Below are 10917 nucleotides of genomic sequence, written 5' to 3'. Positions count from 1 at the left end.
GGTACAAGGTTGGATCCAGGAAATGAGGGAGAAGATATGGCAAAGTTGATGGCGCTGAAAGGTAACTTGACCACTACCGGCGGCCGCGTGCTCGATGGGAACGACTCGATGCTCGATGGCGGAACGGCCGTTGCGCGCCACTTGGGGCTCGCGTCCTGTCCCCGGTGCGGCAAGAATGGGACGATTTTGGGGAGCGCAACGAACTGGGGATTCGGAGGCACCCGAGGCGTCGTGGATGGCGACATCGTCATGTGCGAGTGCCCTCGCGGTGCTAATCGAGTGATTGCACGCTCGACAATCTTCGACGAGTGAGTCCCGCATAAGCTGTGCAGTCGGTACGAGGCATCACGGTTCCTGCTTTCCTTCGCCCAGTTCGCGCGTCTCAATCACGCCCTCGCGTTCTGATTCGTAGACTTCCGTCTCGCCTGGTTCGAGCGTTGAGTCGTTCACGGTGTCCCGGTCGATAATCAGGCGCACACTGGTACCGCCCTGGTTTTTCGAACTTTAGTTTCATTGCTCCGTCTCCGGTTAGTGTTGCGATGACGGTCCATTGCGCGTGGACATCCCGCGCGATCGCGACGGTAGTTTCACGCCAAACCTCATCCCCAAGCACGAACGCCGCTTCACCGACTTCGATGACAAGATCATCGCGATGCACGCGCGCGGCATGACGATGCGCGAGATCCAGGCGTTTCTGGCCGAGCACTACGGCACGCAGGTGTCGCCCGAATTCATCAGCTCGGTCACCGATGCGGTGACGCAGGAAATCACCGCCTGGCAGTTCCCGGCCGCTCGAGCCCATGTACCCGGTCGTATTCTTCGATGCGCTGCGCGTGAAGATTCGCGATGAAGGCGTCGTGCGCAACAAGGCGATCTACCTCGCCCTGGCCATCTTGCCCGACGGCACGCGCGATAATCTGGGCTTGTGGATCGAGCAGACCGAGGGCGCGAAGTTCTGGATGAAGGTCTTCAGCGATCGATTAGTGAACCCTGCCGATCCGCTAAAATCATTGCCGGGATCGAGCGTCGCGCGCCGCTACCGACACCACGCGCTTGGCGGAAGGTGCCATGCTCGCAGGGTCATACTCCCATTGTCGGCTGTTTTGCTTTTGGGAAATCAAGGTGTTCACCCAGAAGGCGTCGGACGACCGAGAACGAACAGAGTATGACGCTGCGAAACGTAGGCTGGACAAGGCAGAGATTGTTGGCCCGTGTGGGTGCTGTGACCCGCCCGCGTCCCTGAATTGTCCCCGGACTGTCCCTGAAAGCCCTCGTCAGGGACACAAAACCGCTAACCGTTTGATATAACGAAGAAATGAATGGTGGGCCGGGTGGGACTCGAACCCACTATCGGTCGATTATGAGTCGACAGCTTATACCAGTTAAGCTTCCGGCCCTTTAACGCGGAGGGCAAAAAGAAAGCGCCGATGTCGGCGCTTTCTGTTACTTCCGAACATTGCGCGAGGCGACTGCGAAGGGTTGCGAGTTTGCCTCACAACGCCTCTCAAAACAAGTCCCGTCAGTTGCCTTCCAAAAACGACTTCAGCTTGTCCGACCGGCTCGGATGCCGCAGCTTGCGCAGCGCCTTCGCCTCGATCTGGCGTATCCGCTCGCGCGTCACGTCGAATTGCTTGCCGACCTCTTCGAGCGTGTGATCCGTGCTCATCTCGATGCCAAACCGCATCCGCAGCACCTTCGCCTCGCGCGGCGTCAACGAATCGAGCACGTCCTTCACGACATCGCGCATCGACGCATGCAGCGCGGCATCGGAGGGCGCCACCGTGTTCGTATCCTCGATGAAGTCTCCGAGATGCGAATCGTCGTCATCGCCGATAGGCGTCTCCATGGAGATCGGCTCCTTCGCGATCTTCATGATCTTGCGGATCTTGTCCTCCGGCATCTCCATCTTCTCGGCAAGCGTCGCCGGATCCGGTTCGAGGCCGGTTTCCTGCAGAATCTGTCGCGAGATCCGGTTCATCTTGTTGATCGTCTCGATCATGTGAACCGGAATGCGGATCGTGCGCGCCTGGTCCGCGATCGAGCGCGTGATGGCCTGGCGGATCCACCACGTCGCGTAGGTCGAGAACTTGTAGCCACGACGATATTCGAACTTGTCCACCGCCTTCATCAGACCGATGTTGCCTTCCTGGATCAGATCGAGGAACTGCAGCCCGCGGTTCGTGTACTTCTTCGCAATGGAAATTACGAGACGCAAGTTCGCCTCGGTCATTTCGCGCTTCGCCTGACGGGCCTTCAATTCGCCCGCCGCCATCTGACGGTTGGTTTCCTTCAGGTCCTTCAGCGGCAACACGACCCGCGCCTGAAGATCCAGCAGACGCTGCTGCTGCTCGCGGATAGCCGGAATATTGCGCTCCAGCACCGCGCTGTACTCATGCCCTTCCGCGACGACCTTGTCGGACCATTCGAGATCCGTCTCGTTGCCGGGGAAGCGCGTGATGAACTCCGCGCGCGGCATGCCGCACTTGTCGACGACTGTGTGCAGTATCTGTCGCTCGACCTGGCGCACCTCATCGACCTGCGCGCGCAACGTATCGCACAGACGCTCGACGGTGCGCGCCGTGAAGCGGATGTTCATGAGCTCCGTCTGGATGGCTTCCTGCGCCTTCAGATAGGCCTTCGACTTGTAGCCTTCCTTCTCGTAGGCGCGGCGCATCTTGTCGAACCATTCGCTGATGAGCCCGAACTTCTCGAGCGACTGGGTCTTGAGGGCTTCGAGTTGCGCGGCGTTCGCGCTCGCCTGCGCGCTGCCGTCGTCCTCTTCTTCCTCTTCCTCGTCGCCCTCTTCCTCGGATTCCTCGTCTTCGGACTCGATCGCCTCGGCTTCCTGTTCGGAGAAACCATCGGTGTCCTGGGCGTTCGGGTCGATCAGGCCGTCCACGAGTTCATCGACGCGCACTTCTTCGTTCTGCACACGCTCGGCCATCGCGAGGATATCGGCGATGGTCGTCGGGCACGCTGAGATCGCCATGACCATGTGCTTCAGGCCATCCTCGATACGCTTCGCGATCTCGATTTCGCCTTCGCGCGTCAGCAACTCGACCGTGCCCATCTCGCGCATGTACATGCGCACCGGATCAGTGGTGCGGCCGAATTCGGAATCGACAGTGGATAGCGCGACTTCCGCTTCTTCCTCGACCTCATCGTCGGACGAGGCATTCGGCGCGTTGTCGTTCAGAAGCAGGGTCTCGGCATCCGGCGCTTGTTCGTACACCGCCACGCCCATGTCATTGAACGTGCTGATGATGCCTTCGATCGCCTCGGTTTCCGTGAAGTTGTCCGGGAGGTGATCGTTGATTTCACCGTAAGTGAGGAAACCGCGCTCCTTGCCGAGCTTGATGAGCGCGCGCAGTTTCGAGCGCCGCTCTTCGAGTTCCTCCACGGTACCGGGCGCGCTCGACGAGAACGCGTCCTTCAGGAGCGCTTTTTCCTTCGCGCGGCGATCGCGAGCCTTGGCCTTTTCGACCTTCGCCGCAGGCGCGGCGCCGGACTCTGCGTTTTGCACTGCGTCGTCTTCGACGGATACATCGTTCAGCTTTTTCGTCATGGAGTTCGCCATACCGGCTCTAGTCTCGACTCGCGGCTGCTGGACAACAGCCGATGGAACCGTGAATACCCAATACGCGCACGCTGCTTCGTCCTGCGTGCCCTGCCCGGGGCGCCATCGAGGTTCGAACGAGTGTGAATCGTCTCCTCGCCCTACCCTCAATAGCAGCCGCTTCCCTTATGCCCGTCTGTTCGTCGGCGTGCTTAACGGCCTCTTTTGTAAGATTTATGCGGCGTGCACCACGTACCACCACGCCGCATTCCCGAGATCCGATACCGCCAACAGCTTCCTGCTTCTTTCCTCTTCCCGTACCGGACGACCACGCCGGCACTACCGCTAAAACTATCCAAATGCTTTCGTCGATTGCTCGCGTTTCGCCGCCCCAGCCGCCTCGTCAGAGCAACCAAAACGTTCGAACCGTTGACAAAAAACAATTCATTTTGAACTTTTTATTATAGCATTTCACTTTCCGCCATCCGGGCTCGCACCCCGCCCAGCCTTGATCTGTGCGACCCTCGCCGACAGATCCGAGAACTCCGCGACCTCTTCCGCCGACAAGCTGGACTGCCGCGCCAGTTGATCGAGCCGCGCCCGATAACTGTCGTGCCGCAACTTCAAGACCGTCGCCTGCAGCTCTTCGGCGAGCAGGCGCTTCTGTTCCTCGACTCGCTGCGCCGCGTCCTCGTCGGCCGGGTCGCGCATCAGCAAATCGCGAACGTTTTCATCATAGGCGAGAATTTCCTGGAAGATATCGTCGTACGTTGGCGCGTTTGCTGCATTTCTCAAGATCTCCGATAGCAACTGGAACTCCGCCGCATCGCCGAGTTCGCGCGCGTGCGACACCACCTCGCTGAACAACTCGCCGTGCTCGGTCATCGTCACGAGGGTGCGCTCGCTGTCCTGATCGAGCGATGCCGCGATGCCCGGGTACATCACCAGATTGCGCAGCGCGCGCTGTTCCTGCCCCGTCACACGCCGGCGCTCGCTCTTCGGCACGTTCGCGCGGGCGACGGCCGCCGCGCGTGAATCGATGTCGCACAGCGCCGCGATCTCGGTAAACGGCGTGTCGAGCCGGTCTGCGAGCATATGCAGGATCTGCACCCGCAACGCATTCGCCGGCAACGCCTGAAGCAGCGGCTTGGCGTCGAAGAGCGCCTTCGCGCGGCCCTCGGGCTGCTCCAGTTCCTTGTCGTTCAGCACCTCATTCAGGAGAAACTGCGACAGCGGCATCGCCCGGTCGACCTGCTCGCCAAATCCGTCCGTGCCGAACTCGCGCACGTAGCTGTCCGGGTCGTGCTCCTTCGGCAGAAAAAGGAACTTGATCGTCCGGTTGTCCGCCGCATGCGGCAGCGCCGCTTCAAGCGCCCGGCGCGCGGCGCGGCGGCCCGCCGAATCGCCATCGAAGCTGAATACCACGGTGTCGGTCTGACGAAAAAGCTTCTGCACGTGGATCGGCGTGCAGGCCGTGCCGAGCGTCGCCACGGCGTTCGCAAAGCCGAGTTGCGCGAGGGCGACTACATCCATATACCCTTCGACGACGAGCACGTAGCCCAGTTCACGAATCGCCAGACGCGCTTCGAACAGTCCGTAAAGCTCGCTTCCCTTGCTGAACAGCGGCGTCTCCGGCGAGTTCAGATACTTCGGCTCGCCGCTATCGAGTACGCGCCCGCCGAAGCCGATCACGTTGCCCTTCACATTGCGGATCGGGAACATCACGCGCTCGCGGAAGCGATCGTAGCGCCGCGCCTGTCCCTGCGAATCCGTTTTCTCGCTGACGATCACGAGCCCCGATTCGACGAGGTTGTCATCCCGATAATCGGGAAATGCCGACTCGAGGTTCTGCCAGCCATCCGGTGCGTATCCGAGTCCGAAGCGCGCGGCGACTTCGCCGGTGAGGCCGCGATTCTTCAGATACGCGATGGCGTTGGGCGCGCCGCGCAGTTGCTTCCGATAAAAATCGCACGCGGTCTGCATGACTTCCGTCAGTGCGACGCTGACCGCCTTGCTCGGCGCGCTTTCGCCACCGCTGCCGCCCCGGAAGGCGTTCGATGGCTCCTGCGGAACCGTGAGGCCCGCGCCTTGCGCAAGCTCCTTCACGGCCTCGGGAAACGTAAGGCCGGTGTGTTCCATCAGAAAGCCGATCGCGGTGCCGTGCGCGCCGCAGCCGAAGCAGTGATAGAACTGCTTGGTCGGACTCACCGTGAACGACGGGCTCTTTTCATTGTGAAAAGGGCACAGACCCATGAAGTTCGCCCCGCCCTTTTTCAACTGGACGTAGCGGCCCACCACGTCGACGATATCGACGCGGTTGAGCAAATCCTGCAGGAAAGCGTGCGGAATCACCGAATCAGGAGCGGCGGAAATTACTTGGCGAGTGCGGCTTTCACCTGCGCGGAGACCGCGGTCATGTCGGCTTTGCCCGCGAGCTTCGGCTTCAGCACGCCCATGACCTTGCCCATGTCCTGCGGGCCGGCGGCGCCCGTCGCGGCGACGGCGGCCTGCACTTCGGCGGCGATCGCATCGGCGGAAAGCTGTTCGGGCATGTATGCCGCCAACACCGCCAGCTCCGCTTTTTCCTTGTCGGCGAGATCCGTGCGGCCTGCGGCTTCGAACTGGCTGATCGAATCCTTGCGCTGCTTGATCATCTTGTCGATGACGGCGGTGATGCCCGCGTCGTCGAGCGTGACGCGATCGTCGACTTCACGCTGCTTGATTGCCGCGAGCAGCAGTCGAATCGTGCCGAGGCGCTCGGTTTCCTTTGCGCGCATCGCAGTCTTCATGTCGTCGCTGATCTGGTCTTTGAGGCTCATCGTTCACCCGGTGCAATTGCGAAATATGGATTCAGGCCGGCGCGCGGTTACCCCGCGAAAGCAAAAACCCGCTTGGGAACGCCTCCTCAAGCGGGACTTTTAGCGGGCCGTTTTGAGACGCGGCAAAGGGATGCAGCGCCCCGTGCCACGCTAACCGTTCTAGCGCCTGCCAGAGCGGAGAGAATCCTCCGATGACCGTCCGAGTATAGCAAACGGGTCCGCGTTTCGAGACTCGCCAAAACCCCCGGCCGGGCGCGCTCAGGCGGCCGTCGCCGCGTGTCGTGCGAACTCGCCGGCGGCCTTGCCCGCCGCGACGCCCGACGCCCACGCCCACTGAAAGTTATAACCGCCGAGCCAGCCAGTGACATCGACGGCCTCGCCGATGAAATAGAGCCCGGCGACGCGTTCGCTCATCATCGTCGTGGACGAAAGCTCGCGGGTGTCGACGCCGCCGCGCGTGACCTCCGCCTTCCGGTAGCCTTCGGTGCCACTCGGCGTGAGGGTCCAGCTGGACAGCGACGCGCCGATCGCCTTCAGCGTGCGGTCGGGCAAATCGGCGAGGCGCGCATCGACGCAAACGTGCTGCGCTTCGAGCCACGCGTGCGCGAGACGCGCCGGCACGTGCTCGGCCAGAAAGTTGCCGATCTGCTTCTTCGAGCCCGCTTTGGCTTCGAGCAGCATGTCAGTGGCATCGGCATCGGGAAGCAGGTCGACGTGAATCGGCTCCGACGTATTCCAGTAGCTCGAAATCTGCAGCACGCCCGGCCCCGACACGCCGCGATGCGTCAGCAGCAGGTCTTCGTCGAACTCGCCGCGCGTCTTGCCGCGGCCCGTGCTGATGCGCACAGGCAACGAAAGCCCCGAGAGCGCGGCGAACGGCGCCCAGTCCGCCGACGTGAACGTGAGCGGCACCAGCGCCGGACGCGTATCGACGAGCTTGTGGCCGAACTGTTTCGCGACGCGATAGCCGAACTCCGTCGCGCCGATCTTGGGAATCGACAGGCCGCCCGTCGCGATCACGAGCGCCGTCGCGCCGATCGCGCCCGCGGTCGTATCGAGCGTGAAGCGCGCGCCGCCGTGCCGGATCTCATGCACGACGACCGGACGCCGCCACGCGACGCCGCCCGCGTCGCACTCGCTTTTCAGCACGTCGATGATGGTTTCGCTGGAGTCGTCGCAAAAGAGCTGGCCCTTGTGCTTTTCATGCCACTTGACGCGGTATTGCTTGAGGAGCGCGAGAAAATCGCGCGGCGTATAGCGTGCGAGCGCGGAGCGGCAGAAATGCGGATTCGCCGACAGAAAATTGGCCGGCTGCGCATTGATGTTGGTGAAGTTGCAACGTCCGCCGCCGGAGATGCGGATTTTCTCGGCCAGGCGCTCGGCGTGGTCGATGAGCACGACGCGGCGCCCGGATTGAGCGGCCACGGCCGCGCACATCATGCCGGCCGCGCCCGCGCCGATGACGGCAATATCGAAGGATTCCATGGCGCGCATTCTACCTTCGGCACGCTCGTTGACGGGCGCTGCTATACTTTTCTGTTCCCTCTAACGCATTGAATCCATGCTCGTTCTCGGCATCGAAAGCTCCTGCGACGAAACCGGCCTCGCCCTCTACGACACCGAGCGCGGGCTGCTTTCACACGCCCTTCACTCGCAAATCGCGATGCATCGCGATTACGGCGGGGTCGTGCCGGAACTGGCTTCGCGCGATCACATCCGTCGCGCGCTGCCGTTGCTGGAGGAAGTGCTCGAGCGATCCGGCGCGAATCGCGGCGACATCGACGCCATCGCGTTCACGCAGGGGCCGGGCCTCGCGGGCGCACTGCTCGTCGGCGCGAGCATCGCGAATTCACTGGCGATGGCGTGGGACAAGCCGACCGTCGGCATTCATCACCTGGAAGGGCATCTGCTGTCGCCGCTGCTCGTCGATGCGCCGCCGCCGTTTCCGTTCGTCGCCCTGCTCGTGTCGGGCGGACATACGCAGCTCATGCGCGTGACCGATGTCGGCGTCTACGAGACGCTCGGCGAAACCCTCGACGACGCCGCCGGCGAAGCCTTCGACAAGACCGCGAAGCTGCTCGGCCTCGGCTATCCGGGCGGGCCGGAAGTGTCGCGGCTCGCGGAATTCGGCACGCCCGGCGCGGTTACGCTGCCGCGTCCGATGCTGCATTCCGGCGATCTCGATTTCAGCTTCAGCGGCCTGAAAACCGCCGTGCTCACGCATAGTCGCAAGCTCGGCAACAACGTCTGCGAGCAGGCGAAAGCCGATCTCGCGCGCGGTTTTGTCGATGCGGCCGTGGATGTGCTCGTCGCCAAGTCGCTCGCCGCGCTGAAGAAAACGGGCCTGAAGCGTCTCGTCGTGGCGGGCGGCGTCGGCGCGAACAGGCAGTTGCGCGAGGCGTTGTCGGCGGCCGCGAAAAAACGCCGCTTCGACGTGCACTACCCCGATCTCTCGCTGTGCACCGACAACGGCGCGATGATCGCGCTCGCCGGCGCGTTGCGCCTGTCGCGCTGGCCCGAGCAGGCCGTGCGCGACTACGCGTTCACCGTGAAGCCGCGCTGGGATCTCACGTCGCTTTCGCGCGCCTGAGCGTTCATCGCGGCGGATTGAAAGGCTGCACGATCGACTGGAACACGGGCAGCGTCTCGCAGCGATCACTATGACCGATGAGCGTCGGCCAGCGCGTCGAGCTGACGATCTCCGGATGCGCCTCCCGCGCGAAGCGCAGCGCGCAGGCCACGGCGATGTCCGCGTGACCGATCGACTCGCCGAACCAGTATTGCGTCGCGCGCGCGGCGCGGTCCGCTTCCAGCGCGTTCAGCACGCGTTCGACTTGCCCCGTGCAGCGATCGAGCCAGGCCTGCGATTTCTCCTTGTGCAGCACGCGCTCGTAGACGAGCGCGACGGCTTTATCGGCGAGGCCCGTCCCTAGCGCGCAGACCTTCAGCGCTTCACGGCGCTGCGGGCCGCTCGATGCAATCAGCGCGCGCTCGCCCGCCTGCTCGTCGAGATAGTCGAGGATCAGCGCGCTCTCGAGGAGCACATCGCCGGAATCGAGCACGAGCGTCGGCACGCGGATCAGCGGATTGAAGGGCGCGACCTTGTCGGCATCGCCGAATACGGACCATGGGCGGTGCTCGTAAGCCATGCCGTATAGATTCAGCGCGATGGCGACGCGCCGGACGAACGGGGAATCGTATTGGCCGATGAGGATCAAGATGCGCTCCGTGGTCGATTTCTCGGACGGCCAGTTTAAGGTCGCGCGGGCCTCGGAAACAACAGCAACGCCAGCGACGCGCAGACGCCCGCCGCCAGCCATACGATCGGCCACGAACTCGCCGCGAGCACATGCGGAATGACGAGCGGCGTGACGAAGAACCCGGCGTACACGGCCGTATTCGCCATGCCGAGCGCGGTGCCGGCGCGTTCGGTGCCGGCGAGCGTCGCCAGTTCGGTGTACGCGACGCCGTGCCAGGCCGACACGCAAATCCCCGCGATGATGAGCATCGCCGAGAGCAACACGGGTGCGTGCGCCGCGCCGCCCGCGATCGCCGCCGCCAGCACGACGAAGGACGCCGACGCTACGATCACCGATCCCCGCAAGTACGCACGCCGGTTGCCGTGACGATCCGTGTGACGGCCGCTCCAGACGCGCATGACCATCGCGCCGAGCTGGATCGCGCCCATCGTCGCGCTGATCGCGGTCACGCCGAAATGGCCGGCATCGTGCAGGAACACGGTCGCGAAAGTCAGCACCGCGAATTGCGGCACGCACAGAATGCCGATGCCGAGCACGACGCGCCAGACCAGCGTGTTCTTCAGCGGCGGGGCGCCTTTGGCCGTCACGGCACGATGCGCCGCGTTCGGCGATTCGTGCAGCCAGCGCCAGGCGAACGCGCCGGAGACCGCACACATCGCCGCGAGCGCGCCGTAGACCGCCGCAAAGCCATGCGACGACGCGAGCCACGGCAACAATCCCGCGCCGATGCCGCCGCCGAGCGGCACGGCGGTTTGCCGGATGCTCATCGCGAGGCCGCGCTCGCCGTCCGCGAACCACGCCATCACCGCGCGGCCGCTCGATCCGTTGACGCTGCCGCCCAGGAGACCGAGCACGCACATCGAGAAAACGAGCCAGCCGAGCGTGGCCGACGACGGCGCCGCGAAAACACTCATCGCGACGAGCATGGCAGCCGTGGAGAGCAAACCCGTCAGCAAGACCGGACGGTCGCCCCAGCGATCGGTCAGCACGCCCCACGGCAGTTCGGACGCCGCGACGCCCAAACCCAGCGCGCCGAGCACGAGTCCCAGTTCGCTGTTGCTGAGGTGATAGCCGCTGCGCATCCATACGGCCGTGGTCGGAATGCCCGCCGCGGCAGCCGAGAAGCTCGCGTTTGCCGCCACGCCGACGCCCAGCACTTTCCAGCGATGTGCGTCACCGAATGCGTAAGCGCCTTCAACAAGAGAAGTGGCCATCATGCAGTCCATATCGAATTTGACTGCGGCCAGTTTGAAGGCTTAGGATCGTCCTGAAAATCACAAAG

General features: G+C 63.4%; 8 protein-coding genes, 1 tRNA gene and 1 pseudogene. 3 read left to right on the top strand and 7 right to left on the bottom strand.

The window, feature by feature from the left end; translation table 11 throughout:
- Nucleotides 1-36: 36 nt before the first annotated feature.
- Together NCT32_RS14990 and NCT32_RS14985 are read left to right on the top strand one after the other, a co-directional pair.
- Complete coding sequence (locus NCT32_RS14990) at nt 37-312, top strand: PAAR domain-containing protein (protein WP_061118297.1); 276 nt, start codon at nt 37-39, stop codon at nt 310-312.
- Nucleotides 313-538: 226 nt separating this feature from the next.
- Nucleotides 539-1016: pseudogene (locus NCT32_RS14985) on the top strand (transposase); the annotation flags it as partial.
- 304 nt (nt 1017-1320) lie between these two features.
- Here NCT32_RS14985 and NCT32_RS14980 read toward each other — a convergent pair.
- From NCT32_RS14980 to NCT32_RS14960, 5 genes are all read right to left on the bottom strand, one after another.
- Nucleotides 1321-1397 (bottom strand) — tRNA-Ile (locus NCT32_RS14980).
- A gap of 122 nt (nt 1398-1519) precedes the next feature.
- On the bottom strand, nt 1520-3577 hold the full coding sequence (gene rpoD / locus NCT32_RS14975; RefSeq protein ID WP_086961053.1) for an RNA polymerase sigma factor RpoD: 2058 nt from the start codon (nt 3575-3577) through the stop codon (nt 1520-1522).
- 450 nt (nt 3578-4027) lie between these two features.
- Complete coding sequence (dnaG, locus tag NCT32_RS14970; RefSeq protein WP_061118298.1) at nt 4028-5908, bottom strand: DNA primase; 1881 nt, start codon at nt 5906-5908, stop codon at nt 4028-4030.
- Nucleotides 5909-5928: 20 nt separating this feature from the next.
- Nucleotides 5929-6375: a GatB/YqeY domain-containing protein gene (locus tag NCT32_RS14965; RefSeq protein WP_061118299.1), complete on the bottom strand. Its 447-nt coding sequence runs from the start codon at nt 6373-6375 to the stop codon at nt 5929-5931.
- Nucleotides 6376-6633: 258 nt separating this feature from the next.
- Nucleotides 6634-7860, bottom strand: coding sequence for an NAD(P)/FAD-dependent oxidoreductase (locus NCT32_RS14960; RefSeq protein ID WP_061118379.1), 1227 nt, complete (start codon nt 7858-7860; stop codon nt 6634-6636).
- Nucleotides 7861-7936: 76 nt separating this feature from the next.
- On the opposite strand from NCT32_RS14960, the gene tsaD reads away from it, so the two are divergent.
- Nucleotides 7937-8965, top strand: a complete 1029-nt coding sequence (gene tsaD / locus NCT32_RS14955) for a tRNA (adenosine(37)-N6)-threonylcarbamoyltransferase complex transferase subunit TsaD (RefSeq protein WP_061118300.1) — start codon at nt 7937-7939, stop codon at nt 8963-8965.
- 4 nt (nt 8966-8969) lie between these two features.
- On the opposite strand, the gene NCT32_RS14950 is transcribed toward tsaD, so the two are convergent.
- A complete protein-coding gene (locus tag NCT32_RS14950) occupies nt 8970-9593 on the bottom strand; it encodes a glutathione S-transferase family protein (RefSeq protein WP_061118301.1) in 624 nt (207 codons plus the stop codon).
- Nucleotides 9594-9628: 35 nt separating this feature from the next.
- Nucleotides 9629-10852, bottom strand: coding sequence for an MFS transporter (locus tag NCT32_RS14945; RefSeq protein WP_086961064.1), 1224 nt, complete (start codon nt 10850-10852; stop codon nt 9629-9631).
- Between the last annotated feature and the right edge of the window lie 65 nt (nt 10853-10917).

It is taken from the genome of Caballeronia sp. INML2, from assembly GCF_023631365.1.
Taxonomy (GTDB): domain Bacteria; phylum Pseudomonadota; class Gammaproteobacteria; order Burkholderiales; family Burkholderiaceae; genus Caballeronia; species Caballeronia turbans.
The sequence above is the reverse complement of the archived record's forward strand: the minus strand, read 5'-3'. Positions and strand labels throughout refer to the sequence as shown.

Coding starts and splice junctions, on each gene's coding strand:
- rpoD (WP_086961053.1), bottom strand. CDS start 3,577: ATGGCGAACTCCATGACGAAAAAGCTGAACGATGTATCCGTCGAAGAC.
- NCT32_RS14990 (WP_061118297.1), top strand. CDS start 37: ATGGCAAAGTTGATGGCGCTGAAAGGTAACTTGACCACTACCGGCGGC.
- NCT32_RS14945 (WP_086961064.1), bottom strand. CDS start 10,852: ATGATGGCCACTTCTCTTGTTGAAGGCGCTTACGCATTCGGTGACGCA.
- NCT32_RS14965 (WP_061118299.1), bottom strand. CDS start 6,375: ATGAGCCTCAAAGACCAGATCAGCGACGACATGAAGACTGCGATGCGC.
- tsaD (WP_061118300.1), top strand. CDS start 7,937: ATGCTCGTTCTCGGCATCGAAAGCTCCTGCGACGAAACCGGCCTCGCC.
- NCT32_RS14960 (WP_061118379.1), bottom strand. CDS start 7,860: ATGGAATCCTTCGATATTGCCGTCATCGGCGCGGGCGCGGCCGGCATG.